General features: G+C 71.4%; 19 protein-coding genes. 5 read left to right on the top strand and 14 right to left on the bottom strand.

The window, feature by feature from the left end:
• Window positions 1–36: 36 nt before the first annotated feature.
• The 6 genes from ACP4E5_RS19595 to ACP4E5_RS19620 form a co-directional block, all read right to left on the bottom strand.
• Window positions 37–1,665, bottom strand: coding sequence for a succinic semialdehyde dehydrogenase (locus ACP4E5_RS19595; RefSeq protein ID WP_425830483.1), 1,629 nt, complete (start codon window positions 1,663–1,665; stop codon window positions 37–39).
• Between the two features lie 132 nt (window positions 1,666–1,797).
• Complete coding sequence (locus ACP4E5_RS19600; RefSeq protein ID WP_425830485.1) at window positions 1,798–3,441, bottom strand: serine/threonine-protein kinase; 1,644 nt, start codon at window positions 3,439–3,441, stop codon at window positions 1,798–1,800.
• An 84-nt stretch (window positions 3,442–3,525) separates the two neighbouring features.
• Complete coding sequence (locus ACP4E5_RS19605) at window positions 3,526–5,112, bottom strand: serine/threonine-protein kinase (protein ID WP_425830487.1); 1,587 nt, start codon at window positions 5,110–5,112, stop codon at window positions 3,526–3,528.
• Between the two features lie 66 nt (window positions 5,113–5,178).
• Window positions 5,179–6,855: a serine/threonine-protein kinase gene (locus ACP4E5_RS19610; RefSeq protein ID WP_425841477.1), complete on the bottom strand. Its 1,677-nt coding sequence runs from the start codon at window positions 6,853–6,855 to the stop codon at window positions 5,179–5,181.
• Window positions 6,856–6,968: 113 nt separating this feature from the next.
• The gene (locus ACP4E5_RS19615) at window positions 6,969–9,020 is read right to left on the bottom strand and encodes a serine/threonine-protein kinase (protein ID WP_425830489.1); all 2,052 of its coding nucleotides are present in this window, start codon (window positions 9,018–9,020) and stop codon (window positions 6,969–6,971) included.
• Between the two features lie 86 nt (window positions 9,021–9,106).
• On the bottom strand, window positions 9,107–11,104 hold the full coding sequence (locus tag ACP4E5_RS19620; protein WP_425830491.1) for a serine/threonine-protein kinase: 1,998 nt from the start codon (window positions 11,102–11,104) through the stop codon (window positions 9,107–9,109).
• 254 nt (window positions 11,105–11,358) lie between these two features.
• Here ACP4E5_RS19620 and ACP4E5_RS19625 point away from each other — a divergent pair, with 254 nt between their 5' ends.
• The gene (locus tag ACP4E5_RS19625; protein WP_425830493.1) at window positions 11,359–12,279 is read left to right on the top strand and encodes a serine hydrolase domain-containing protein; all 921 of its coding nucleotides are present in this window, start codon (window positions 11,359–11,361) and stop codon (window positions 12,277–12,279) included.
• A gap of 106 nt (window positions 12,280–12,385) precedes the next feature.
• On the opposite strand, the gene ACP4E5_RS19630 is transcribed toward ACP4E5_RS19625, so the two are convergent.
• A complete protein-coding gene (locus ACP4E5_RS19630; RefSeq protein WP_425830495.1) occupies window positions 12,386–14,092 on the bottom strand; it encodes a glycerol-3-phosphate dehydrogenase/oxidase in 1,707 nt (568 codons plus the stop codon).
• 324 nt (window positions 14,093–14,416) lie between these two features.
• Here ACP4E5_RS19630 and ACP4E5_RS19635 point away from each other — a divergent pair, with 324 nt between their 5' ends.
• A complete protein-coding gene (locus ACP4E5_RS19635) occupies window positions 14,417–15,670 on the top strand; it encodes a nucleotide sugar dehydrogenase (protein WP_425830497.1) in 1,254 nt (417 codons plus the stop codon).
• Window positions 15,671–15,801: 131 nt separating this feature from the next.
• On the opposite strand, the gene ACP4E5_RS19640 is transcribed toward ACP4E5_RS19635, so the two are convergent.
• The 4 genes from ACP4E5_RS19640 to ACP4E5_RS19655 form a co-directional block, all read right to left on the bottom strand.
• On the bottom strand, window positions 15,802–16,926 hold the full coding sequence (locus ACP4E5_RS19640; protein ID WP_425830499.1) for a GuaB3 family IMP dehydrogenase-related protein: 1,125 nt from the start codon (window positions 16,924–16,926) through the stop codon (window positions 15,802–15,804).
• Window positions 16,927–17,065: 139 nt separating this feature from the next.
• Window positions 17,066–18,577 carry an IMP dehydrogenase gene (gene guaB / locus ACP4E5_RS19645; protein WP_425830501.1) on the bottom strand — a complete coding sequence of 504 codons (1,512 nt, stop codon included), beginning with the start codon at window positions 18,575–18,577 and terminating at the stop codon, window positions 17,066–17,068.
• Window positions 18,578–18,705: 128 nt separating this feature from the next.
• Window positions 18,706–19,293: a sigma-70 family RNA polymerase sigma factor gene (locus ACP4E5_RS19650; RefSeq protein WP_425830503.1), complete on the bottom strand. Its 588-nt coding sequence runs from the start codon at window positions 19,291–19,293 to the stop codon at window positions 18,706–18,708.
• Window positions 19,294–19,569: 276 nt separating this feature from the next.
• Window positions 19,570–20,181, bottom strand: coding sequence for a response regulator transcription factor (locus tag ACP4E5_RS19655; RefSeq protein ID WP_003948568.1), 612 nt, complete (start codon window positions 20,179–20,181; stop codon window positions 19,570–19,572).
• A 393-nt stretch (window positions 20,182–20,574) separates the two neighbouring features.
• Between ACP4E5_RS19655 and ACP4E5_RS19660 the strand changes: the two genes are divergently transcribed.
• Complete coding sequence (locus ACP4E5_RS19660; RefSeq protein ID WP_389270416.1) at window positions 20,575–20,916, top strand: WhiB family transcriptional regulator; 342 nt, start codon at window positions 20,575–20,577, stop codon at window positions 20,914–20,916.
• Window positions 20,917–20,975: 59 nt separating this feature from the next.
• On the opposite strand, the gene ACP4E5_RS19665 is transcribed toward ACP4E5_RS19660, so the two are convergent.
• The gene (locus ACP4E5_RS19665; RefSeq protein ID WP_425830505.1) at window positions 20,976–21,872 is read right to left on the bottom strand and encodes a LysR family transcriptional regulator; all 897 of its coding nucleotides are present in this window, start codon (window positions 21,870–21,872) and stop codon (window positions 20,976–20,978) included.
• A gap of 81 nt (window positions 21,873–21,953) precedes the next feature.
• On the opposite strand from ACP4E5_RS19665, the gene ACP4E5_RS19670 reads away from it, so the two are divergent.
• Both ACP4E5_RS19670 and ACP4E5_RS19675 read left to right on the top strand, forming a co-directional pair.
• Window positions 21,954–22,622, top strand: a complete 669-nt coding sequence (locus ACP4E5_RS19670) for an MOSC domain-containing protein (RefSeq protein ID WP_425830507.1) — start codon at window positions 21,954–21,956, stop codon at window positions 22,620–22,622.
• A gap of 252 nt (window positions 22,623–22,874) precedes the next feature.
• A complete protein-coding gene (locus ACP4E5_RS19675; protein WP_425830509.1) occupies window positions 22,875–23,648 on the top strand; it encodes an SDR family NAD(P)-dependent oxidoreductase in 774 nt (257 codons plus the stop codon).
• Between the two features lie 87 nt (window positions 23,649–23,735).
• Here ACP4E5_RS19675 and groL read toward each other — a convergent pair whose 3' ends face one another.
• Window positions 23,736–25,361: a chaperonin GroEL gene (groL, locus tag ACP4E5_RS19680; protein WP_425830511.1), complete on the bottom strand. Its 1,626-nt coding sequence runs from the start codon at window positions 25,359–25,361 to the stop codon at window positions 23,736–23,738.
• Between the two features lie 107 nt (window positions 25,362–25,468).
• Window positions 25,469–25,777, bottom strand: coding sequence for a co-chaperone GroES (groES, locus tag ACP4E5_RS19685; protein ID WP_018528412.1), 309 nt, complete (start codon window positions 25,775–25,777; stop codon window positions 25,469–25,471).
• Window positions 25,778–25,784 lie beyond the last annotated feature (7 nt).

Genomic DNA, 25,784 nt, shown 5'->3' on the forward strand with positions numbered 1-25,784 from the left:
TCTCCTTTGAACTTTGAACGTTGGAGCGGCCGTTGGCTACCTCAGGCGGAACTTCTTCATCACCGACAGGCTCACGCTCATGAACTTCGCGTACGCCTCGTCGTCCATGCCGAACGACGGGGCCATCGGCATCACGCGCTGGTGGGCGACCGTCTGGGCCTCGGTGTACTTGAGGATGCCCTCGGAGCCGTGCCTGCGGCCGAGGCCGGACTCCTTCATGCCGCCCATGGGCGACTGGACGCTGCCGTACGCGGGGGCGTACCCCTCGTTGATGTTCACGGTGCCGGTGCGAAGGCGGGCCGCGACCTCGTGGCCGCGCTTGGCGCTCTTCGTCCAGACCGAGGAATTCAGGCCGTACGCCGTGGAGTTGGCGAGCTCGATCGCCTCGTCCTCGTCACTGAAGCGGTAGACGGAGACGACCGGGCCGAAGGTCTCCTCGGTGCAGACCGCCATCGGGGCCTCGACGCCGTCCAGGATGGTCGGCTCGAAGAAGTACGGGCCGATGTCGGGTCGCGCGTGGCCGCCCGCGACGAGCGTGGCGCCCTTCGCGACGGCCTCGTCGACGTGCCGCGTCACCGTGTCCAGCTGCCGCTGCCCGACGAGCGAGCCCATCTCCGCGCCGTACGCGAGGGAGCGGCCGAGCCGCATGCCCTTGGTCCGGGCGGCGAACCGGGCCACGAACTCGTCGGCGATCGACTCGTGGACGTAGAGCCGCTCGATGGAGATGCACAGCTGGCCCGCGGACGAGAAGCAGGCGCGTACGGCGCCGGCCGCGGCCTTCTCCACGTCGGCGTCCTCGAGGACCAGCATGGCGTTCTTGCCGCCGAGTTCGAGGGAGACGCCGACGAGGCGGGCGGCGGCGCCCTGCGCGACCTCGCGTCCGGTGCGGGTCGAGCCGGTGAACGAGACGTAGTCGGCGTGCTTGACCAGCTCGGGGCCGACGACCGGGCCCTCGCCGATGACGACCTGGAAGACCTCGGACGGCAGGCCCGCCTCGATCAGCAGGTCGCGCGCCCACAGCGCGGTCAGGCAGGTCTCCGTGTCGGGCTTCATGACGACCGCGTTGCCCGCGACGAAGGCGGGGAGCGCGTCGCCCACCGACAGTTCCAGCGGGTAGTTCCACGGCGCGATCTGGCCGACGACACCGCGTGGCTGGCGCAGCTCCGTCACCTTGGTCAGCGTCGGGACGGCGCCGGTGTGCCCCTTGGGCTTCAGGTACGAGGGCGCCTTGCGGCCGTAGTGCCGGGAGGCGACCGCGACGGCCTGCACCTCCTCGTGCGCGTGGAGGCGGGCCTTGCCGGTCTCCAGCTGGATCAGGTCGAGCACCTCGGCCTGGCGGGCGAGCACCAGGTCGTGGAAGCGCAGCAGCACGGCGGCGCGCTTGCGGACGGGCGTCCTCGCCCAGACCTCCTGGGCGGCGCGGGCCCGCTCGAACGCGGTGGCCACGTCCTGTGGCGTCGACTCCGGCAGGTCCGCGAGCTTCTCGCCGGTGAACGGCGTGTGGTTCGCCGTCCGCCCCGAGCCGACGACGTCCCGCGTGAGGCGGGCGATCAGGTCGGGCGTGACCACGTCGACGGCCGTGCGGGCCCCCTCGGGGGCTGCCGCGACCGGGTTCGTGCGGGGCTTCTCTGCCACGTGCTCGGGAGTGGCCTGCGACTGCGTCATACCGGCGAGCGTAAGTCCGGACGTCCGCTTTCGGTACCCGTCGGTAACAGGTTTCACCGAGTGCACACACCGCGCCAGTGATCGCTGGCAGCAAAGCCGCTGATCAGGGCTTTGCCGCCAACGTCCGCCGGTTCAGAGCGTCTTGACGTCCACGTTCGCGATGGCGGCCTCCGCGACCTCCCGGCCGCGCCCGGTCAGATCGCCCTTGCTCGGATAGGTGATCCACAGCTGGTACATGTCGCCGCCCGTGGAGCGGTAGTAGAAGATCTTGCTCTCGCGCGCGCTCGGGTCGTCCGTCGAGTCCGACGTGTCGTCGTACGCGACGGTGTTCACCGCGGCCTTCTTGTCGTGGAACGTGGTCTCGCGCGTGCTCCCCTTGGCGTTCTTCATGGACGTGAACTCGGCGTCGCCGTCGGCGCGCATCTTGTCCATGTCGCCGTACGCCTGCGCCACGGAGCTGGACGCGATGTCGACCCCGGTGTCGCCCTTCTTGTCGTGGTAGGCCGTGATGGACACCGCGCCGCTCGGGTCGGTGTAGCTCACCCAGTTCTTGTCGGTGTCGGTGTCGTCGGGCAGCGACTTCTCGTACGCGGCCGGCGCCGCGACCGTCACGCCCAGGTTCTTCGCCTCGTGCGTCCTCCACCCGTCCGGCAGCGGCCCCGCGAACGGGTTCGCGAGGACCAGGTACGCCGCGACGGCCACCACCACGACGCCCGCGCCGATACCCAGGAGGGCCTTGCGGCTCAGGCGCAGGCCGCCCTGGGCCGAGCCGATCCGGACGACCTGCGTGGGCGCCTGGGACGGGGGCTCGGCGGCCTTCTCCAGGAGGACGCGCACCTGCGCCGCGTTCGGCCGGTGCGCCGGGTCCTTCTGGAGCAGGCCGTTGATGACGTCGGCCAGCGGGCCCCGCGCGGCGGCGGGCGCGGCCGGTGTCGCGTTCAGCACGGACTGGAGCGTGGCGGGCGTGTTGTTGCGGCGGAACGGGGAGACGCCCTCGGTCGCCGCGTACAGGACGACGCCGAGCGACCACAGGTCGGAGGCCGGACCGGGACGCTGCCCCAACACGCGCTCGGGCGCGATGAATTCGGGTGAGCCGACGAAGCCGCCGGTGTCGGTCAGATTCGTCTCGCCCTCGATCTGGGCGATGCCGAAGTCGGTGAGGATCACGCGGTCGTGGCGGCCGAGCATCACGTTGTCCGGCTTCACGTCGCGGTGCAGGATCCCCGCGGCGTGCGCGGCCTCCAGGGCGCCGAGCACCTCCAGGCCGATGCGCGCGGCCTCGCGGACGCCGAGCGTGCCCTCCTGGAGGACGGCTCCGAGCGAGCGGCCCTGCACGAACTCCATGACGATCCACGGCCGGCCGTCCTCGACGGCCACGTCGTGCACGTTCACGACCGCGGGGTGGTCGAGCCGGGCCGCGGCGCGGGCCTCGCGGCGCATCCGCTCGAAGGCGTTGGCCCGCTCCCGCTCCGGGAGGTGGTCCGGCAGGCGCGGCTCCTTGACGGCGACCTCGCGGTCCACCGTCTCGTCCTTCGCCCGCCACACCGTGCCCATGCCGCCGTGCCCCAGCTTGCTCAGCAGCCGGTAGCGCCCGGCCACGAGCCGCCCCGCGCCCGGGTCCTGCTGCCCGGTCACGGGCTGGGTGGGTGTGGCCTCGGCGGGTGCGGCCTCCGTGGGCCGGGCGTACGGGTTGCCCGGGTGCGGCACGTGCGGCGGCTGCAGGGCGAAGCTGGTGGGTTCGTTCGGGCCGTGTGCGGCTCCCCCGTTGTCACTCATGGGTCCATCACTATCGCGCGGGCAGTCCTGGAACCACTGGGATCACGGAGTTGTGACCACGCTGATGCGAGCCCGCCCTCACCGTCATGAAACGGCGAACGTGTCGACCGCCGCGTCGAAGTGGGCGCGCGCCCGCGCGGTCTTCCCGACGGGGGCCGAGACCCACACGTCGTACATCCGGCCGCCCTCCTCCCAGCACAGGTCGATGGTGCGCCGGGCGCCCTCCGCGTCGCTGAACCCGTCCCAGGTGAACTCCCACAGCGCGGCGTCGCGCCCGTTGTGCGAGGTGTCGGTGACCTTCGCGGCGCGGTAACCCGGGTTGTTCCTCGGCCCCTCGGCGTCGTAGCGCCGCTGCACGGCACGGGGGCCGCCGCTCTCCGCGCGCCCCACCTTGATGCCGATGCGGTAGGTCTCCCCGGGCGACATGTAGAAGATCCGCGGCCCGTCCACGGAGCGCGTGAACCCCTCGGGCACGGCGAGCCGGAACCCCTCGGGGTCCGCGACCGTGCGATACCCCGACGGGGCCCCGGCGCCCGGCGTACGGGTCCCCGGCCGGGTCACGGTGACGGTGGAGGTCGGCGAACCGGAGGGTGACGGCGTACGGGTCGAGGCGGAGACGGTCGTCGTCGGCGGCGGCGTGGGTGTCTTGCCGCCGTCACCGGCCAGCAGCACCGCGGTGGCGATCCCGGCCCCCGCGACCGCCGCCACCAGCGCCGCGGCCACGAGCAGCGCCCGGGTCGACACGACGCGTCTGCGCCGGGCCGCGGGAACGTTCAGCTCCGTCGGCGTGTAGAGCACCCGCGGCACGAGCGGGAGGGGCGGCGCGGGCTGCGGCGTCGCCCCGGTGGCGATGTACGCGCGCAGCAGCCGCTCGGCCTCGTCCAGGTTCATCCGGCGCGCGGGGTCCCGCTCCAACAGCCCGCGGATCACCGGGAGCAGCGGCTCGGCCTCCTCGGGCGGCCTGATCTCCTCGTAGACCACGGCGTGCAGGATGCCGCCCAACGAGTCGCGGCGGAACGGGGATTCACCGCTCATGGCCGCGCAGAGCAGCGCCCCGAGCGACCACAGGTCGGCCCCGGCCCCGGCCCGCTCCCCCGCCATCCGCTCCGGCGCCGTGTACTCGGGCGAGCCGACGAAGCCGCCGCTCTCGGTGAGCGTGGTGGCGCCCTCGACCTGGGCGATCCCGAAATCGGTGAGGACGACCCGGCCCGTCGAGCTTTCCAGGAGTACGTTCGCGGGCTTCAGGTCCCGGTGCAGCACGCCCGAGGCGTGCGCGACGCGCAGCGCGCCGAGCAGCGCGAGCCCGATCCGGGCGGCTTCGAGAGGTTCGACGGGGCCTTCGCGCGCGATGCGGTCGGCAAGCGAATCCCCGTTCACCAGGTCCATCACTATGTACGGGTGACCCTCGTACAGCACCACGTCGTGCACGACGATCACGTTCGCGTGCTGGAGCTGCGCCACGGCCCGCGCCTCGCGCAGCATCCGCTCCCGCTGCTGGTGGGCCTCGTCGTCGGAGAGGGTCTCGTCGATGGCGAGTTCCTTGACGGCGACCCGGCGCCCGAGCAGCGTGTCGGAGGCCCGCCAGACGACGCCCATGCCGCCGCGCCCGATTCTGGCCTCCAGCCGGTAACGCCCGGCGATCACACGGGCGTTGTCCCCCTCGGTCCCCATGCGCCCCATCATGCCGCACGCTTGTTCACAGGGACTGCACCGTTCCGGCCAGGGCCCCTCACCTGGCTATCCTCGCGAGGGCCGCCATCCGCGCAGGATCGCGTCGAACTGCTGTCGTGCACCGGGCCAGTTGGCCGCCGGCACGGACAGATAGATGGCGTACTCCGTACCGTCGTGCGCCCGGTAGGTCTGCTCGATGGCGTGCCGCGGACCGGATGTCGTGTCCTGCGTCCCCGCGGTCCAGGTGAACTCCCACAGTGACCCGGGCCGGTCCCGGAACGTGTTCGACTGCAGCAACACCCGCTGGTAGTCCGGCAGCTTGGGCCGCAGCCCCTTCTCCAGGTCCAGCTGGTGCTGGTACGAGTCCTGCCAGTCGGAGTCCTTGTCGATGGCGATCCGGACGAACCGCTGCCCGCCGTCGGGCGTGTAGTCGATCTGCGTGCCCTCCTGCTGCCGTTGCCAGCTGGGCGGCAGCATCAGGCTGAACCCCTCGACGTCGCGCCGCCGCACCCAGCTGTCGGGAATCGAGCCGTCCCCGGGGACCGCCTCGTCCTTCCCGTCGTCCCCGCCCCGGTTGCCCGGGTCCTTCTCCGCCGCCGCGTTGTCGCTCTCGGCAGCACGGTGTTCGGTGTAGTACATGGCGGCGAGCGCACCTCCGCCGCCGACGAGCACGGCGGCCAGGACAACGGCAAGCACCTTCGGCCAGTTGCGGGGGGAACGGGGCCCGCTCTGGGGACGGGTAGCGGCAGCGGGCCAGTCGGGCACGTGCGGCGATGGAGCTACGGGGGCCGGGGCATAGCCCTGCGGTGCAGGCGCAGGCGTAGGTGCCGGCGCAGGAACGGCCGACGTAGGAAGGGCGTCCCGCCCCACGGTCGGCTGCGCCGGCACGTTCACCTGCGTCGGAACGTACGCCTGCGCCGCGTTCGCCCGCCGGCCCTCCGCCGCCTCGGCGAGCATCGCCTCGGCCTCGTCGGCGTTCGGCCGCGCGGCCGGGTCCTTGCTGAGCAGCGCGCCTATGACGGGCCCGATCGCCCCCGCGTTCTCCAGCGCCTCCGGCTCGTCCTCGACGACGGCCTGCATCGTGGCGATCGGCGACGTGCGTCGGAACGGCGAGAGCCCCTCCACGGCGGTGTAGAGCGTCGCGCCGAGCGCCCACAGGTCGGACGCGGGCCCCGGCTCGGAGCCGCGCACCCGCTCGGGCGCGAGGTAGTCCACGGAGCCGACTATCTCGCCGGTCCGCGTGATGGTGGAGTCGCCCTCGACCTGGGCGATACCGAAGTCCGTGAGCTTCACCTGACCATTGCTGGCGAGCAGCACATTGCCCGGCTTCACGTCCCGGTGCAGCACACCGGCGGTGTGCGCTGCGCGCAGCGCCCGCAGCGTCCACAGGCCGATCCTGGCGGCCTCGGCGGGGGCGACGCGCCCGTCCTCCTTGACCGCGTCGGCGAGCGAGCGCCCCTCGACCAGCTCCATGACGATCCACGGCCGGTCGTCGTGCTCCAGCACGTCGTGCACGGTGACGACGGCGGGGTGATTGATGCGGGCGGCGGCGCGCGCCTCCGTCTGCGTACGGGCGAGGAGCACGGCACGGTCGGCCTCGGCCACCCACTGGGCGGCCGTCAGCTCCTTCACGGCGACGGTGCGGTGCAGCACCTCGTCGTGCGCGCGCCAGACCCGGCCCATGCCGCCGCGTCCTATGGATTCACCGAGCCGATACCGGCCGGCGAGGACCTCGCCCTGCATCTGATTCACGTTTCCCCGCTAATGTGTCGACGCGGTTCACACTAGGGATCAGATGCCGCGCAAGGAACAGCAGGGGTGGCACAGAGACCGCACTGTGACGCTTCGTCGCGGGCTCAACCGCCGTGGCGATACGTCGAGTACGCCTGCTGATACAGCCGTGTGACCTCGTCCCGCTCGGCCTCCGGACCGCGCACCTGCACCACGTGGTACTTGCCGCCGACCACCATCGCGAGATTGCGGACGTACATCTCCCGCCCGTCGGAGCCCTGCCAGGTGAACTGCCCCTCGGCCATGGTCCGTCCACCGACGTCGATGCTCTTCATACCGCTCGACGTCGCCCACGTGGAGTCCCGGAACGGCTGCAACTCGCGCTCGTCCTCACGCTGGTACTTCATCGGGTCCTTGCCGTACGTCGCCGTGGAGTCGCGCCCGGGGACGACGATCAGCTCGAAGGCGCCGTGCGCGTACACGACCTGCCCCCGCCCGTTCTTCCCCGTCCGCTGCCACCCCTTGGCGACGGCCACCTCGAAACCCGCGGCGTCCTTGCGCAGGACGAAACCGGGGGCCACGTCGGACTGCGGCTCGGTGGAGGAAGGCGTCGAACTGCGCTTCCCGGCAGGCGATGTCGCGGTCTTCGACGGCTCCGGTGACGGCTTGCCTCGGTTCTCCGACGAGGCGGAGGGCGCGGCCCCCGCGGCGTTCTCCTGCCCGGCGCCCGACGCCCCTGGCCCGGCGCCCTGGTCCGCCTTCGGCATGAACACCATGGCGTACACCACCGCGCCCACGAGCCCGAGCAGGATCAGCACGAGCAGCCACCGCCCGAGCGATCTCGGCCGCCGCTCCCGGGGAGCACGCGCGGGACGCGGCGCCCGCTCCACGGCCCGGCCCCGCTTGTGCCGGCCGTGCTGCCCCGAGGTGGCCGGAACCCGCGCCCGGCGCCTGCGGACGAGCTCTCCCCTGCGGCGTACGACGGGCAGCCGGCCCGCGTCGAAGGGGGGCGCGGGGATCACGTTCGCCCCGGCCTCCGGTTCCGGCGCGGAGCGCACCAACGACCGCAGCCAGCCGCGCAGTTCCTCGATGTCGAGCCGCTCGGTGGGGTCCTGGCGCAGCAGCGACTCGACGACCGGCCGCACGGGCCCGCACTCCTCGGCGAACGCGGGCGGCTCGGCGCACACCATCTGCACCAGCTCCGGCGTCGACTCCTCCGGGTACGGGGCGTGCCCCTGCACGGCGCGGAACAGCAGCGCGCCGAGGGCCCACAGGTCGGTGGCGGGCCCGACGGGCGCCGCCAACTGCCAGTTCTCCTGCACCGGATGGGCCTGCTCGGGCGCCCACCGCTCGGTGACGGGCCCGACGACGGTCATGCGCACCTGACGGGACCGCTCGGCAGAGACAGCCCCGCCGACAAATCCAGCCCCGCCGGCGTTTGAGGAGCGGGGCCCGGGGCGGAGCCCCGAGTCGTCACCCCCGGATATCAGCTCACTCCAACGGGCCGCCGGCACCACGGGTTTCCCCAAACCGCCGGCGGCAACCGGCACCGCTTCCTCGACGCCGTCCTCATCCTCCTCCGGAGGAGCCGGCACCACGTCGTACCCGCACAACGCCTCCTCCGCGGCCCCCACGGCGAGCCCCGTGAGCATCACCCGCCCGTCGTCGCAGACGAGCACGGTCCGCGCCGTGACGTTCCTGTGCACCCACCCGTGCGCGTGCAGCGCCCGCAGCGCGAGGAGCACGTCGGCGGCGACCTCGGCGGCCCGGTACGGGCTGAGCGGCCCCCGGGCGAGCAACGCGGACAGCGGCCGCGCCGCGACCAGTTCGCTCACGATCCACAGCGAGCCGCCCTCGGCGAACACGTCGAAGACCTGGTCGAGGCGGGGGTGGTCGGGGATGCGCGCGGCGGCCTGCACGGCCTCGACGGCGCGCGCCACGGACGGCTCGGCGGCCTCCCGCCCGGTGTCGCCGCCGGGCCTGAAGCCCTCCGGAAGTCCGTCGGCGTCAAGGATCTCCGCCTCGACGACCTCGGGCAACGGCACCTGCCGCACGAGGACTTCCTGCCCGCTGTACGTGTCGAAGGCCCGCGTCTCGGCCGCGGACTCGTACGCGTCGGAGGAGAGGACCGGCAGCCGGTACCGGCCCGCGAGCACCCGCCCCGCGTACTCGTCCACGACGCCTCCCCCTGTTCCACAGGCTCTGCCGAGCGACTGCGCACGGTCCGCAAACATTCACGATACGTGCCGGGCGCCCCCCTGGTTCAGGACTTGGGCTTGAACGTCTGTGTGAATGTCTTCCAGGTCGTCTTGCGCTGTTCGCCGCCCCAGGCGGAGTCCTTGGCGGTGTACATCAGCCCGTATCCCAGCGAGCCGTTCACCACGGTCCCCCGGTCGATCGAGTGCCACTTGGTGCCCCCGTCGACGTAGGTGAACTCCCAGTCGGCCGTCTTCCAGCCGCGGTAGTCCGCCGACGCTATGCGCACCCGGTCGTACTGCGGGCGGTGCATGCTCCGCTCCTGGTTGCGCCAGTCCGCGACCGGGTCGGACTTCGGCTGGCTGGTCCAACCGACCAGCAGCCGCTGCCCGTCGGGCCCGGTGAAGCGCGCGCCCGCGCGGTCCGACGAGGCGTACTTCCAGCCCTTGGGCAGCCCGATCGAGAAGCCCTGGGAGTGCTTGTACGTCTCCTTGGCGGCCGCGCCGGACTTCCCGCCGGCGTCACCACCGCTCGGCGAGGCACTGGAGCTCGCGCTGGCGGAGGCGGACGCGGAGTCGCTCGCCGACGCGCTCTCGGAGGGCTTCTTGTCGTCGCCGGAACCCTTGTCCTTGCCGGCGTCCTTGTTGCCGCCGGGGTTCTTGTCGTCCGTGCCGGCCGTGGCACCGGACGACGCGCCCTTGTCGCCGCCCTTGGCGTCCGCGCCGTCCCCGCCGTTCAGGACGAGGGCCAGGACGCCGGCGAGCACGACGAGCGCGACGACGAGCGCGCCGATGACGAGGGAGCGGCCCCGCAGCGCGTCCGCGAGGACGGCCGCGCCACCGGGGCGCGCACCACCTGGGGCCGGGCCCGCGGGCGCGGTCGCGGCGGGCTCCTCCGTCTTCGCCTTCGGGGCCGTCGCGGCGGCGGCGGCCTTGCGTACGTTCGTCAGGGCGCCGCGCATCTTCTCCGCGGCCTCTCCGCTCCTGGCGGCGACACCGGCCGCGGCCGAGGCGGCGGCGGCCTTGGCGGCAGCCGCCCGCGCCGCCGAACTGCCCTTGTCCTTGGGCTCCTTGCGCTTCTTCGGCGCGGGAGCGGGCGGCAGTGGCACCACCTTCGTGGCCTCGACCGGCTCCGGCTCGGGGGCCGGCTCCGGCTCCGGGGCGTGGATGACGTCGCCCAGCATCGCCCGCGCCGCCGCGTCGTCGAGCCGGTGGTCGGGGTCCTTCTCCAGCAGCCCGTAGATCACGGGTTCCAGCGGCCCCGCGTTCTTCGGCGGGTCCACCGGCTCGGTCATCACGGCGGTCAGCGTGGCGATCGCCGACCCCTTGTCGTACGGCGGGACGCCCTCCACGGCCGCGTACAGCAGACCGCCGAGCGACCACATGTCGGCCGCGGGGCCCGGCTTGTGACCGCGGGCGCGCTCCGGCGAGATGTACGAAGGGGCACCGACCAGCATCCCCGTGGAGGTGATGGACGGGTCGCCCTCGACCTGCGCGATCCCGAAGTCGGTGAGCACGACCCGGCCGTCCTCGGCGATCAGCACGTTGGAGGGCTTCACGTCGCGGTGCAGGATGCCCTCGCGGTGCGCGGCGCGCAGCACGTCGAGCACGGCGAGCCCGACCTCGGCGGCCCGCCGGGGTCCGAGGAGCCCGTCCTCGCGGATGGCCTCGGCGAGGGACATGCCCTCGACCAACTCCATGACGATCCACGGCCGGTCGTCCTCGTCGACCACGTCGAAGACCGTCACCGCGCCGTTGTTGCGGATCCGCGCGATCGCCTTCGCCTCACGCAACGTACGCGCGATCAGGCGGCGCTTCTCGTCGTCGTCGATGGCGTTCGGGAAGCGGAGCTCCTTCACCGCCACCGTGCGCCCGAGGGTCTCGTCCTTGGCCCGCCACACGGTGCCCATGCCGCCCCGGCCGAGCACGTCGCCGAGCCGGTACCGGCCCGCGAGGAGCCGGCCCTCCGGGGCCTTCACGGGCGCCGCCTCGGCGTCCCGACCGGATGAATCCTGGCGAGTGCCCTTGTCTTCACGGGCCTCGCCCGCCCGCTCCGCCTCCGACATGCGTCCCCTCTAGCAACCCGCCCTGACAGAGCCTTCATTGTCCCATCACCGGACCACCACTCCGCGCGCCGGGTCACCCCCACCCGACACGCACAAGAACGTCCCACAATGGCGGACCGCACCCCCGAAGGGACCCGTCGTTGCCCGCGCTCCGGACACTCCTGGCCACAACGCTGGCCGCGGCCATTCTGTGCCTGGCCCCGAGCGGTACGCCGCATCCGACGGCACCCGCGGACGACACTCTTCCGCTGCTCGTGACGCGAGGCAAGGCCCCGTCGGCAGCGCTCCTGGCCACCGAAGGTTCCACCGGCCACTTCATCACCACGAGCCCCGGCCTCGGCCGCTCCGATCATCTGCGCGCGGGCAGCATCACCAAGACTTTCATCGCGACGGTGATCCTCCAACTCGCCGCGGAACACCGGGTGAACCTCGCCGCACGCGTCACCGTCTACCTCCCGTCCCTCACCGCCGCCGGCGACCTCACGGTCCGCTCGCTGCTCACCCAGACCAGCGGCCTCTACGACTTCACGGCCGAGACCCGCGGACGCGTCCCGCTGACCCCGAGGGCGGTGGCGGCACTGTCCCTGTCCGAGCCCCGGACCACGCGGCCCGGCACCTGGTCGTACTCCAACACCAACTATGTACTCCTGGGCATGATCATCCATCAAGTCACGGGCCGCTCCTACGCCACGGAGGTACGCCGCCGCATCATCGACCCGCTGCACCTCACCGGCACCACGTTCCCCGGTACCCGCACCGCGGTCCCGAGCCCGCACGGCCCCGACGCGGTCCGCCTCGACCCGCGCACGGCCGGAGCGTCCGGCGAACTGATCTCCACCCTCCCCGACCTGAACCGTTTCTACGCCGCCCTCCTGGAAGGCCACCTCCTCCCACCCGGTTCCCTGCACACGATGCTCAACACCCGCCCCACGGACGGCCATTACGGCATGGGCCTCTACCCGGAGAAACTCCCCTGCGGCACCACGGTCTGGGGCCACAACGGCCGCATCGCCCACACCTACGTCCGCACGGCAGCGACGAGAACCGGCTCACAAGTCGTCACCTACCGCACGACAAAGGCGACTTTGTCCGACGAAGCCACCATCGAACGCACCCTGCTCACATCGGAGTTCTGCCCACCAAGCCCCGCACAATCAAGCCCCGCCGGCGATTGAGCAGCTGGGCCATTCAAGCCCCTGCGGCGATTGAGCAGCGGGGTCCGGGGCAGAGCCCCGCGACCGCAACACCGGCTCCCGCAACGGCGACCCGCCCCACCGGAGGTCAAAGCGGCACGATGTCCGGCGCCCCCAACCTCGCCGCATCGGCCGTGAGGTCATCCGGCTGCCGCTGCGACTCCCGCTCCGCCTCCACCCGCTTCTCGTAATGCTCGACCTCGCGCTCCACCTGGTCCTTGTCCCAGCCAAGGACGGGCGCCATCAGCTCCGCCACCTCCCGCGCGCACCGCGCCCCCCGGTCGAAGGTCTCGATGGAGATCCGCGTGCGCCGCGTCAGCACGTCGTCGAGGTGCCGCGCCCCTTCGTGCGAGGCGGCGTACACGACCTCGGCCCGCAAATAGTCGTCGGCGCCGGTCAGCGGCGCGCCCAACCCCGGGTCGGACGAGACCAGTTCGAGCACCTCCTCGGCGAGCGCCCCGTACCGGTTCAGCAGATGCTCGACGCGCACCACGTGCAGCCCCGTGCGCGCGGCGATCCGCGCCCGCGCGTTCCACAGCGCCCGGTACCCCTCGGCGCCCACCAGCGGCACCTCCTCGGTCACGCACTCGGCGACCCGCTGGTCGAGCCCGTGCACCGCCTCGTCGACGGCGTCCTTGGCCATGACCCGGTACGTCGTGTACTTGCCGCCGGCCACGACGACGAGGCCCGGCGCGGGGTGCGCGACGGTGTGCTCGCGCGACAGCTTGCTGGTGGCGTCGGACTCCCCGGCGAGCAGCGGCCGCAGTCCCGCGTAGACGCCCTGCACGTCATCGCGCGAGAGCGGGACGCCGAGCACGGAGTTGACGTGCTCCAACAGGTAGTCGATATCGGCACTGGACGCCGCGGGGTGCGCCTTGTCCAGGTCCCAGTCCGTGTCGGTCGTGCCGATGATCCAGTGCCGCCCCCACGGAATCACGAACAGCACGCTCTTCTCGGTACGCAGGATCAACCCGGACGTCGAATTGATCCGGTCCTTCGGAACGACAAGGTGGATCCCCTTGGACGCCCGCACGTGGAACTGCCCGCGCTCGCCGACCATGGCCTGCGTGTCATCGGTCCACACGCCCGTCGCGTTCACGACCTGCTTGGCGCGGATCTCGTACTCGCCGCCGCCCTCGACGTCCTCCACCCGCGCGCCGACGACCCGCTCGCCCTCCCGCAGAAAACCCGTCACGCGCGCGCGGTTGGCCGCCTTGGCGCCGTACATGGCGGCGGTCCGCACCAGGGTCGCCACATACCGGGCGTCGTCCATCTGCGCGTCGTAGTACTGCAGCGCGCCGACCAGCGCGTCCTTCTTCAGGCAGGGGGCGACCCGCAACGCGTGCTTGCGCGTGAGGTGCCGGTGCATCGGCAGCCCGCGCCCGTGCCCGCGCGCCATCGACATCGCGTCGTACAGGGCGACACCCGACCCGGCGTACACCCGCTCCCACGCCTTGTGCTGCAACGGATACAGGAAGGGCACCGGCTTCACGAGGTGCGGCGCGAGCCGTTCGAGCAGCAGCCCGCGCTCCTTCAGCGCCTCCCGTACGAGCGCGAAGTCCAGCATCTCCAGATACCTGAGCCCGCCGTGGATCAGCTTGCTGGAACGGCTCGACGTGCCGGAGGCCCAGTCCCGCGCCTCGACGATCCCGGTGGACAGGCCGCGGGTCACCGCGTCGAGCGCCGTGCCCGCGCCGACCACTCCCGCGCCCACCACGAGAATGTCCAGCTCGCGCTCGGCCATGGCCGCCAGGGCCTGTGCACGCTGCTCGGGTCCCAGTGTCGCTGCCTTCACTGCTGCCTCCCGCTGTCGTCGGCGTGGCTCACGCGTGTGGTGTGCCCGGCCTCGCGTACCCGCAAAGCACCCGCTGCGCGCTTCCTACATGCCCCGATTCTTCACCCGCTGACCGGTTCGGGCCACTAGCGGGCGTGCACCTGTGGACAACCTGCGGAGACTCGCGGCGCAACACTCGCAAATCCATCTCCGCGCAATGCCACATATCGGTCATATTTACTCCTAGTCTGACAGTGCGCTCGCTCATCCTGTCCACAGGGCTTGCGCCCTCGTCCCGCTCCGGCTAATGACCGGTCCGCTCCTCGGGAAAGGACGGCAACCGCCATGCCCGCAGACCTCGCCGTCATCGGCCTCGGCCACCTCGGCCTGCCCCTCGCGCAGGCCGCCGTGGCGGCCGGGATCGCGACCATCGGCCACGATCCGGCCCGCGCCCGGGATCTCGCGGCGGGCCGGCTGCCCAGCGGCGGCGACGCGGCGGCCCTGACCGCCGCCGACCTCCGCCGCATGCTCTCCGCGGGCTTCCGCCCCACGGCCAACGCCGCCGAGCTCGCCCGCGTCCGCACCGCCGTGATCTGCGCACCGACCCCGCAGGGCCCCGACGGGGCGCCGATGCTCACCCCGGTCGTCGAGGCGACCCGCACCCTCGCCGCCCGGCTCCGCCCGCACACCACGGTGATCATCGAGTCGCCCGTGCCGCCGGGCACCACGCAGACGCTCCTCCTCCCCGTCCTCGAAGAGGGCTCGGGCCTTCGCGCGGGACGCGACTTCCACCTCGCCCACGCCCCCGGCCGCGTCGACCCCGGCAACCGCCTGCACCCCTACACGTCGACCCCCAAGGTGATCGGCGGCCACACCCCCGCCTGCACCGAGTCGGCGGCCACCTTCTACAGCCGCCTCACCGACAAGGTGGTACGCGCGCGTGGCCCGCGGGAAGCGGAAACCGTGCACCTCCTGGAGACCAACTACCGGCACGTCAACATCGCCCTGGTCAACGAAATGGCCGTGCTCTGCCACGAGTTGGGCGTCGACCTGTGGGACGTCATCCGCTGCGCGGAGACGAAGCCCTTCGGCTTCCAGGCCTTCCGCCCTGGCCCCGGCGTCGGCGGCCACGCCCTCGCCCAGGACCTCTCGGGCCCGCACCTCCCGACGCGCCCGCTGCGCATGGTCGAACTGGCCCGCCAGGTCAACCACCACATGCCGTCGTACGTGGTCCAGCGCGCGGCCACGCTCCTCAACGAGCACGGCAAGTCGGCCCGCGGCGCCCGCGTCCTGCTGCTCGGCGTCACCTACAAGCCCGACCTCGCCGACCAGCAGGCCGCCCCCGCCGAGGAGATCGCCACCCGCCTCATGCAGCTCGGCGCCGCCGTCAGCTACCACGACCCGTACGTCCCGTCCTGGAACGTCCTGGACCGCCCTGTCCCGCGCGCCGACTCCCTCTACGAGGCGGCGGCCGACGCCGACCTGACGATCCTGCTGCAACAACACCGCACGTACGACCTCCAGGGCCTGTCCGTCAAAGCCCAACTGCTCCTGGACACAAGAGGAGCAACACCTGCGGGCGCAGCACACCGCCTGTAGCTGTTCGGGGGCGCTTTTCAGGGGCGCGGGGCTGTATCGATATGCGGCTCCGCCGCGTGAGCGCAAAAAGCGGGTGGGCCCCACCTTCCCGATGAGGCCCACCCGCCGCTCGCTACGACTCGGCGTCAGCGCTACCGCTTGTGCGTGGCATCCGCCACCGTGACCTCGACCCGCTGGAACTCCTTGAGCTCGCTGTAGCCGGTCGTCGCCATGGCCCGCTTCAGCGCGCCGAAGAAGTTCATCGAACCGTCGGGCGTGTGCGAGGGGCCGGTCAGGACCTCCTCGGTCGTGCCGACCGTGCCGAGGTCGACCTTCTTGCCGCGCGGCACGTCCTCGTGGACGGCCTCCATGCCCCAGTGGTGACCGCGGCCGGGCGCGTCCGTGGCGCGGGCCAGCGGGGACCCCATCATCACGGAGTCGGCGCCGCAGGCGATGGCCTTGGGCAGGTCGCCGGACCAGCCCACGCCGCCGTCGGCGATGACGTGCACGTAGCGGCCACCGGACTCGTCCAGGTAGTCGCGGCGCGCGGCGGCGACATCGGCCACGGCCGTGGCCATCGGCACCTGGATACCCAGCACGTTCCGCGTGGTGTGCGCGGCGCCGCCGCCGAAGCCGACCAGCACACCGGCGGCACCGGTCCGCATGAGGTGCAGCGCGGCGGTGTACGTGGCGCAGCCACCGACGATGACCGGGACATCCAGCTCGTAGATGAACTGCTTCAGGTTGAGCGGCTCGGCGGCACCGGAGACATGCTCGGCCGAAACCGTCGTCCCACGGATCACGAAGATGTCCACGCCCGCGTCCACCACGGCCTTGGAGAACTCGGCGGTGCGCTGCGGGGAGAGCGCGGCGGCGGTGACGACACCGGAGTCGCGCACCTCCTTGATGCGCTGCCCGATCAGGTCGGCCTGGATGGGCGCGGAGTAGATCTCCTGGAGGCGGCGGGTCGCGGCCTCGGGCGACAGCTCGGCGATCTCGTCGAGCAGCGGCTGCGGGTCCTCGTAACGGGTCCACAGGCCCTCGAGGTTCAGCACACCGAGTCCGCCCAGCTCACCGATGCGGATGGCGGTCGCCGGCGAGACGACGGAGTCCATGGGGGCGGCCAGGAACGGCAGCTCGAAGCGGTAGGCATCGATCTGCCAAGCGATCGAGACCTCCTTCGGGTCGCGGGTGCGCCGACTCGGAACGACGGCGATGTCGTCGAAGGCGTACGCGCGGCGGCCGCGCTTGCCGCGCCCGATCTCGATCTCAGTCACGTTGGGGGGCGCCTTTCACATCTGGGTCCCACTTGGGCCTTGCCTGTCCAGTATCCCTGACACACGCGTGTGGGGCGGTCCCGGTTGTTCCGGGGCCACCCCACCACGTCTGACCTGCGGTTACTGGTACTGCTTACGCCTACTTGCCGTTACGGCTGTAGTTCGGCGCCTCGACCGTCATCTGGATGTCGTGCGGGTGGCTCTCCTTGAGGCCCGCCGAGGTGATCCGGACGAACTTGCCGTTGGCCTGCAGCTCAGGGACCGTGCGCCCGCCGACGTAGAACATCGACTGGCGGAGCCCGCCGGTGAGCTGGTGCACGACGGCCGACAGCGGGCCGCGGTAGGGCACCTGGCCCTCGATGCCCTCGGGCACGAGCTTCTCGTCGGAAGCGACGCCCTCCTGGAAGTACCGGTCCTTGGAGAAGGACCTCTGGTCGCCGCGCGTCTGCATGGCGCCCAGCGAACCCATGCCGCGGTACGACTTGAACTGCTTGCCGTTGATGAAGAGCAGCTCGCCCGGCGACTCCTCGCAGCCCGCGAGCAGCGAGCCGAGCATCACGGTGTCGGCGCCGGCGACGAGCGCCTTGGCGATGTCACCGGAGTACTGCAGACCGCCGTCACCGATGACCGGAACACCGGCCTCCTTGGCGGCGAGCGACGCCTCGTAGATGGCCGTGACCTGCGGGACGCCGATGCCGGCGACGACGCGCGTGGTGCAGATGGAGCCCGGGCCGACACCGACCTTGATGCCGTCCACGCCGGAGTCGATGAGCGCCTTGGCACCCTCGCGGGTGGCGATGTTGCCACCGATGACGTCGACGCCGCCCGAGTTGGACTTGATCTTGGCGACCATGTCACCGACGAGCCGCGAGTGGCCGTGCGCGGTGTCGACGACGATGAAGTCGGCGCCCGCCTCGATGAGGGCCTGCGCCCGCTCATAGGCGTCACCGGCGACGCCGACCGCGGCGCCGACGAGCAGCCGGCCCTCGGAGTCCTTCGCCGCGTTCGGGTACTGCTCGGCCTTCTTGAAGTCCTTGACCGTGATGAGGCCCTTGAGGATGCCCGCGTCGTCGACCAGCGGAAGCTTCTCGATCTTGTGGCGGCGCAGCAGTTCCATGGCGTCGACACCGGAGATGCCGACCTTGCCCGTGACGAGCGGCATCGGCGTCATGACCTCGCGGACCTGACGGCTGCGGTCGTTCTCGAAGGCGATGTCGCGGTTGGTGACGATGCCGAGCAGCTTGCCGCCGCCGTCGGTCACCGGCACGCCGGAGATGCGGAACTTGGCGCAGATCGCGTCGGCCTCGGCGAGCGTCGCGTCCGGGTGCACCGTGATCGGGTCGGTGACCATGCCGGACTCGGAGCGCTTCACGAGGTCCACCTGGTTCGCCTGGTCGGCGATCGACAGGTTGCGGTGCAGCACGCCGACGCCGCCCTGGCGCGCCATGGCGATGGCCATCCGGGACTCGGTGACCTTGTCCATCGCGGCGGAGAGCAGCGGGATGTTCACCCGCACGTTCTTCGAGACGTGCGAGGCGGTGTCGATCTGGTCGGGCGCCATGTCCGACGAGCCCGGCAGCAGCAGCACGTCGTCGTAGGTCAGCCCGAGTGTCGCGAATTTCTCGGGCACTCCGTCGACGTTTGCAGTCATGACACCTTCCCCAAATGGCCTTGATCGGTGCGGATGTCCATGCTAACGGCCCGCGAGGGTGTCTCATTCCACGATCAAGATCATCGGAATTCTTTGGACGTTCACACGTGCACGGCCGGGGCCTCGCGCTACTGCTCGGCGAGTGCCCGCAGTCGGCTCAGCGCCCGGTGCTGCGCGACGCGCACGGCGCCGGGTGACATGCCCAACATCTGCCCGGTCTCCTCGGCGGTGAGCCCGACGGCGATGCGCAGCAGGAGCAGCTCCCGCTGGTTCTCGGGGAGGTTGGCGAGCAGCTTCTTGGCCCACGCGGCGTCGCTGTTCAACAGCGCACGCTCCTCCGGGCCGAGGGAGTCGTCGGGCCGCTCCGGCATCTCGTCGGAGGGCACGGCCGTGGATCCGGGGCCGCGCATGGCCGCCCGCTGCAGATCGGCGACCTTGTGCGCGGCGATGGCGAAGACGAACGCCTCGAAGGGCCGCCCGGTGTCCTTGTAGCGCGGCAGCGCGAGCAGCACCGCGACGCAGACCTCTTGGGCGAGATCCTCCACGAAGTGCCGCGCGTCCCCCGGAAGCCGGGAAAGACGCGTGCGGCAGTAGCGGATCGCGAGGGGATGGACATGCGCGAGCAGATCGTGCGTGGCCTGCTCGTCGCCGTCGACGGCGCGGCCGACGAGCGTACCGATGACCCCCTGGGGAGTCGCTGCCTCGTCGTCACGCATCGGTCCATGGTGCCCCGGCGCCTTCTGGTCCGTGACACCGTGCCCGTAGTTGTGCACCGAAGCGTTATGAGCAGGTGCGCCGGAACTCATTTCCTGCGCCCTCCCCTCTCGCTGACCCTGCTCGCCCGACTCGTCCCCGAGGAACTCCACACCCCCAAGGATGCGGCATCGCGCGCGAAGCGTCGAAAAGTCGCGGCGCGACGGGCCGGAGCGGCCTCCCTCACGGCGGGTCCACCGCGCCCCGGAGGGCGCGGAGGTGTGCCGATCAGCGGCTCGTCAGCGAACCAGGCCCCAGCGGAACCCGAGCGCCACGGCGTGCGCACGGTCCGAGGCGCCGAGCTTCTTGAACAAGCGACGCGCGTGCGTCTTGACCGTGTCCTCGGAGAGGAACAGCTCGCGCCCGATCTCGGCGTTGGACCGTCCGTGGCTCATGCCCTCGAGCACCTGGATCTCCCGCGCGGTGAGCGTGGGGGCGGCCCCCATCTCGGCCGAGCGCAGTCTGCGCGGGGCGAGCCGCCAGGTCGGGTCGGCGAGCGCCTGCGTCACGGTGGCCCGCAGTTCGGCGCGCGAGGCGTCCTTGTGCAGATAGCCGCGGGCGCCGGCGGCGACCGCGAGGGCCACCCCGTCCAGATCCTCGGCCACGGTGAGCATGATGATGCGCGCACCGGGATCGGCGGAGAGCAGCCGCCGCACTGTCTCGACGCCGCCCAGACCGGGCATGCGTACGTCCATCAAAATCAGGTCCGAGCGGTCGGCGCCCCAGCGGCGGAGGACTTCCTCGCCGTTGGCCGCGGTCGTCACGCGCTCGACGCCGGGCACGGTCGCGACCGCGCGGCGCAGCGCCTCTCGGGCAAGCGGGGAGTCGTCGCAGACGAGGACGGATGTCATGACCGTCCTCCGCAGCTGATGCGCGTCACCTTGAGCCTCCAGGCTGTGTACGAATCGTCACCTGTGCGGTCGACACTCAACAAGGCAATCGGACACCTGCCCGAGCGCTTGTTCATTCAACCGCCTCCGCACTTCTCAACGACGGTCACTCGAAAGAGTTACGGGTCGGACGGCCTCCTTCGGCACTCTACGTGAGGGCGCGAACACGGTGTGGACGGCGCGGCGGACCCACAAGGTTTCATCACAAGCTATGCCCCATTTGGAAGGTTTTCCTTCCTTTTGCTGGTGTCTGTAGCTAGATTCGCAATGAGTCATATTTTCATCTCCTTAGACAGTAGATGTACGGTCATGTGCACCGTATCCGCGTCTGAACGGCTACAAGGGGACACAGCAATGGCAGATTTCTCCCGCCTTCCCGGACCGAACGCCGATCTGTGGGACTGGCAGCTCCTCGCGGCCTGCCGCGGGGTGGACAGCTCGCTCTTCTTCCACCCGGAGGGCGAGCGTGGGGCGGCACGCAGCGCCCGTGAGAACTCGGCCAAGGAGGTCTGCATGAGGTGCCCGGTACGCGCCGAGTGCGCAGCTCACGCCCTACAGGTGCGTGAGCCGTACGGCGTGTGGGGCGGGCTCACCGAGGACGAGCGCGAAGAGCTGATGGGACGCGCCCGCAACCGGCTCGTCACGGCGTCGGCCCCGAGCGGAGGACAGGCCGCCACGAGCGGCGCACGCAACTGAAGGAACGTTTCTGCATGAACGGGGGAGGTCGGTGCGCCGAGCCGCGCCCTCCTCCGCGTTCAGCGTGTCGCGGCCTTGGCGAGGTGGTCGAGGGTCGCGCCGACCGCGGGCACCTGGGCCAGATCGGGCAGGGTGAGCGCGACGATCTCGCGCCGCACCGCGGGCTCCACGGTCACTGTGCGTGCACCCTTGGGGCGAACAGACTCGATGGCCAGTTCGGGAAGCACCGCCACGCCGAGCCCGGCGCTCACGAGACCGACCACCGCCGGATAGTCGTCCGTCGCGAAGTCGATGCGCGGGGCGAACCCCGCACCCCGGCACACCTCGACCAGCTGGCGGCGGCAGCGCGGGCAGCCCGCGATCCACGGCTCGTCCGCGAACGCGTCGATGGTGACCGAGCCCGCTCCGGCCAGCGCGTGCCCCTCGGGCACGAGGCCCACGAGCCGGTCCGCGAACAGCGTCCGCACGACGAGGTCGTCCCAGTCCTCCGAGGCGTGCGCCCCTTCGTACCGAAAGGCGAGCGCGACGTCGCAGTCGCCCTCGCGCAGCATCTCCACCGAGCGCGGCGGCTCCGCCTCCACCAGGGACACGCGCGTGCCGGGGTGTTCGGCGCGCAGGGCGGCGAGGGCCGTCGGGACGAGGGTCGAGCTGCCGCTCGGGAACGAGACGAGCCGGACCCGGCCGGCCCGCAGGCCCGCGATCGCGGCGATCTCCTCCTCGGCGGCGGTGAGCCCGGCGAGGATGCCCGACGCGTGCCGCACGAGGGCCTCGCCGGCCTGGGTGAGGCGCATCTCGCGGCCGGTGCGGATCAGCAGCGGGGTGCCTGCCGAGGACTCCAGGGCCTTCATCTGCTGGCTGACGGCGGGCTGGGTGCAGCCCAGCTCGCGGGCCGCCGCGGAGAAGGAGCCGGTGGCGGCGACGGCGCGCAGGACGCGGAGATGACGGGCCTCGATCACCCGTCAAGCATAAGCGACTCTTGGGTTTCGCGCCGAATAATGCGTAGCGGCTTTGGGTGTCGGTCCCGTAGCGTTCCGCGCATGAAGCTTCTGTCGCTGAATCTGGGGCGGCCCGAGCCCGCCGAGTACACGGACCAGCCCGAGGGGGTCACGGGCATCGACAAGCGGCCGGTCACCGGCCCCGTGCTGGTGTCGGCGCCCGGCCCCGAGGGGGTCGGCGCGAGCGGGCTCGCCGGGGACGCGGTGTGCGACCTGCGGCACCACGGCGGGGACCACCAGGCCGTGTACGCGTACGCGCGGGAGGACCTGGACGCGTGGGGCAAGGAGCTCGACCGTTCGCTGCCCAGCGGCACGTTCGGCGAGAACCTCACGACGGAGGGGATCGACGTGTCGGGGGCGAAGATCGGCGAGCGCTGGCGGGTCGGGGCGGATCTTCTCCTGGAGGTCACCTCCAGCCGCATCCCGTGCCGGACCTTCCAGGGGCACCTGGGCGAGCGGGGCTGGGTCAAGCGGTTCACGCGGGAGGGGGCGCCGGGGGCGTACTTCCGGGTGATCGAACCGGGCGAGATCCGTGCGGGCGACCCCATCGAGATCGTGCACCGGCCGGAGCACGAGGTGACGGTGGCGTTCCAGTTCCGCGCGGTGACCACGGAGCGGTCGCTCCTCCCCCGGCTGCTGGCCGCCGGTGCCGCGCTGCACCCGGAGGCGGAGCGCTCCGCGCGGGAGTACGTGGAGAAGTACGGCTCGTAGTCCTGTTGCGGGCGACCGTCCCCACGCCTCGGGGCTCCGCCCCGGACCCCGCTGGCTCTCGTCCCAAAGTCGGGCTTGATCTTGCCCACTCGCCGCCTGGGGCATGCGGATGGCCGCCACCGCCTTGCCCACCCTGCCGCCTTGGGCGGCAGGGTGGGCAAGGCGGCCCCCGGTGCCGCGCGCCCAGAACGGTGGCCCCGGCCGCGGTACAGCCCGGAGAACCCCGGTGCCGCGCGAGATTAACCTGGGCGCATGACTACCGCCCTGATCACCGGATCCACCGCGGGCATCGGCGCCGCGTTCGCCCGGCGGCTCGCCGCCGACGGACACAACCTGGTGCTCGTCGCGCGCGACACCAAGCGGCTGCACGAGCAGGCGACCGAGCTGCACGACCGGCACGGCATCGAGGCCGAAGTGCTCACCGCCGACCTGGCCACGGATGACGGAATCGCGGCGGTCGAGGCGCGGCTGACGGACCGTAGGGCGGCGGTCGACCTGCTCGTCAACAACGCCGGGTTCGGCAACAAGGGGCACTACCTGGACGTCCCGATGGCCGACGAGCTGACGATGCTGAAGGTGCACTGCGAGGCGGTGCTGCGGCTGACGTCGGCGGCCGCGGGGGCGATGCGCGAGCGCGGGCGCGGCGGCGTCGTGAACGTGGCGTCGGTGGCGGCCTTCGTGCCGCGCGGCACGTACGGCGCCTCGAAGGCGTGGGTCGTGCAGTTCACGCAGGGCGCGGCGAAGGACCTCGCGGGCAGTGGGGTGCGGCTGATGGCGTTGTGCCCCGGCTTCGTCCGTACGGAGTTCCACGAGCGGGCAGGCATGGGCACGGGCAACATCCCGAAGTGGATGTGGCTCGACGCGGACAAGCTGGTGGCGGCGGCCCTCGCGGACCTGTCGCGGGGCCGGACCCTCTCGATCCCCGACCCCCGGTACAAGGCCCTGATGGGCGTGGTGAAGGTGACCCCGCGCGCGGTCCTCGGCGGCATCACGTCCCGCACGGGCCGCAAGTACGGCCCGCAGTAAGGGAGTTGCCCTCACGCGAAAAGGCCGAGGCCCGGCTCCCCGCGACGGGGAGCCGGGCCTCGGGCGCTTCAGCCGGAGCGGAGCGCGTCAGTGCGAGTGGCCGTGCCCGTGGCCGGCGGCCTCGGGCTCCTCCTCGGCCGGCTTCTCGACGACCAGGGTCTCGGTCGTGAGCAGCAGGGAGGCGATGGAGGCGGCGTTCTCCAGGGCGGAGCGGGTGACCTTGACCGGGTCGATGACGCCGGCCTTGACCAGGTCGACGTACTCGCCGGTCGCGGCGTTGTAGCCGCTGCCCTTCTCGAGCTCCTTGACCTTGGAGACGATCACGTAGCCCTCCTGGCCGGCGTTCTCGCCGATCCAGCGGAGCGGCTCGACGACGGCGCGGCGGACGACGGCGACACCGGTGGCCTCGTCGCCCTCCTTGCCGAGGGAGTCGTCGAGGACCTTGGAGGCGTGCACCAGGGCGGAGCCACCACCGGAGACGATGCCCTCCTCGACCGCGGCGCGGGTCGCGGAGATGGCGTCCTCCAGACGGTGCTTCTTCTCCTTGAGCTCGACCTCGGTGGCCGCACCGACGCGGATCACGCAGACGCCGCCGGCCAGCTTCGCGAGGCGCTCCTGGAGCTTCTCGCGGTCCCAGTCGGAGTCCGTGTTCTCGATCTCGGCCTTGATCTGCGCGACGCGGCCCTGCACGTCCTCGGACTTGCCGCCACCGTCGACGATGGTGGTGTCGTCCTTGGTGATGGTCACGCGGCGCGCGGAACCGAGCACCTCGAGACCGGCCTGGTCGAGCTTGAGGCCGACCTCCTCGGCGATGACGGTGGCACCGGTGAGGGTGGCCATGTCCTGGAGCATCGCCTTGCGGCGGTCGCCGAAGCCGGGGGCCTTCACGGCCACGGCGTTGAACGTGCCACGGATCTTGTTCACGACCAGGGTCGACAGGGCCTCGCCCTCGACGTCCTCAGCGATGATCAGGAGCGGCTTGGAGCCACCGGCCTGGATGACCTTCTCCAGGAGCGGGAGCATGTCCTGGATCGAGCCGATCTTGCCCTGGTGGATCAGGATGTACGGGTCGTCGAGGACGGCCTCCATACGCTCCTGGTCGGTGACGAAGTACGGGGACAGGTAGCCCTTGTCGAAGGCCATGCCCTCGGTGAAGTCGAGCTCCAGGCCGAAGGTGTTGGACTCCTCGACGGTGATGACACCGTCCTTGCCGACCTTGTCCATCGCCTCGGCGATGAGCTCGCCGACCTGGTTGTCCTGGGCGGACAGACCGGCGACGGCGGCGATGTCGGACTTCTCGTCGATCGGGCGGGCGGTCGCGAGGAGGTCCTCGGACACGGCCTTGACCGCGGCGTCGATGCCCTTCTTCAGGGCGGCCGGGGAGGCGCCGGCGGCAACGTTGCGCAGGCCTTCCTTGACCAGGGCCTGGGCAAGGACGGTGGCGGTGGTCGTACCGTCACCCGCGATGTCGTTGGTCTTGGTCGCCACCTCCTTCACCAGCTGCGCGCCGAGGTTCTCGTACGGGTCCTCGACCTCGACCTCACGGGCGATGGTCACACCGTCGTTGGTGATGGTGGGGGCGCCGAACTTCTTGTCGATGACGACGTTGCGGCCCTTGGGGCCGATCGTCACCTTGACCGTGTCGGCAAGCTTGTTGACGCCGCGCTCGAGGGCGCGACGGGCGTCCTCGTCGAACTTCAGGATCTTCGCCATGGAGCTGAATCAGTCCTCTCGAAACGAACCGCGCCCCTCGCACCCGGCATTCTCAGCGGGGGCCAGGGGCGCGGTTCAAAGCATCTGCTTCGGTGAAGCTGGGTGAATTACTTCTCGACGATCGCGAGCACGTCGCGAGCCGAGAGGACGAGGTACTCGTCGCCGTTGTACTTCACCTCGGTGCCGCCGTACTTGCTGTACAGCACGACATCGCCGACCTTGACGTCGAGCGGAAGGCGCTCGCCGTTCTCGAAGCGGCCCGGGCCCACGGCGAGGACGGCGCCCTCCTGGGGCTTCTCCTTCGCGGTGTCCGGAATGACCAGGCCAGAGGCCGTGGTCTGCTCGGCGTCGAGCGGCTGGACCACAATGCGGTCCTCGAGCGGCTTAATGGCAACCTTGGAGCTGGTGGTCGTCACGATCCGG

This window comes from Streptomyces fractus, assembly GCF_049844455.1.
GTDB lineage: Bacteria > Actinomycetota > Actinomycetes > Streptomycetales > Streptomycetaceae > Streptomyces > Streptomyces fractus.

Bases quoted from the DNA above. Each gene is read 5' to 3' on its own strand.
- ACP4E5_RS19595 (WP_425830483.1), bottom strand. From the start codon at position 1,665: ATGACGCAGTCGCAGGCCACTCCCGAGCACGTGGCAGAGAAGCCCCGC.
- ACP4E5_RS19600 (WP_425830485.1), bottom strand. From the start codon at position 3,441: ATGAGTGACAACGGGGGAGCCGCACACGGCCCGAACGAACCCACCAGC.
- ACP4E5_RS19605 (WP_425830487.1), bottom strand. From the start codon at position 5,112: ATGGGGACCGAGGGGGACAACGCCCGTGTGATCGCCGGGCGTTACCGG.
- ACP4E5_RS19610 (WP_425841477.1), bottom strand. From the start codon at position 6,855: ATGCAGGGCGAGGTCCTCGCCGGCCGGTATCGGCTCGGTGAATCCATA.
- ACP4E5_RS19620 (WP_425830491.1), bottom strand. From the start codon at position 11,104: ATGTCGGAGGCGGAGCGGGCGGGCGAGGCCCGTGAAGACAAGGGCACT.
- ACP4E5_RS19635 (WP_425830497.1), top strand. From the start codon at position 14,417: ATGCCCGCAGACCTCGCCGTCATCGGCCTCGGCCACCTCGGCCTGCCC.
- guaB (WP_425830501.1), bottom strand. From the start codon at position 18,577: ATGACTGCAAACGTCGACGGAGTGCCCGAGAAATTCGCGACACTCGGG.
- ACP4E5_RS19650 (WP_425830503.1), bottom strand. From the start codon at position 19,293: ATGCGTGACGACGAGGCAGCGACTCCCCAGGGGGTCATCGGTACGCTC.
- ACP4E5_RS19655 (WP_003948568.1), bottom strand. From the start codon at position 20,181: ATGACATCCGTCCTCGTCTGCGACGACTCCCCGCTTGCCCGAGAGGCG.
- ACP4E5_RS19660 (WP_389270416.1), top strand. From the start codon at position 20,575: ATGGCAGATTTCTCCCGCCTTCCCGGACCGAACGCCGATCTGTGGGAC.
- ACP4E5_RS19670 (WP_425830507.1), top strand. From the start codon at position 21,954: ATGAAGCTTCTGTCGCTGAATCTGGGGCGGCCCGAGCCCGCCGAGTAC.
- ACP4E5_RS19675 (WP_425830509.1), top strand. From the start codon at position 22,875: ATGACTACCGCCCTGATCACCGGATCCACCGCGGGCATCGGCGCCGCG.
- groL (WP_425830511.1), bottom strand. From the start codon at position 25,361: ATGGCGAAGATCCTGAAGTTCGACGAGGACGCCCGTCGCGCCCTCGAG.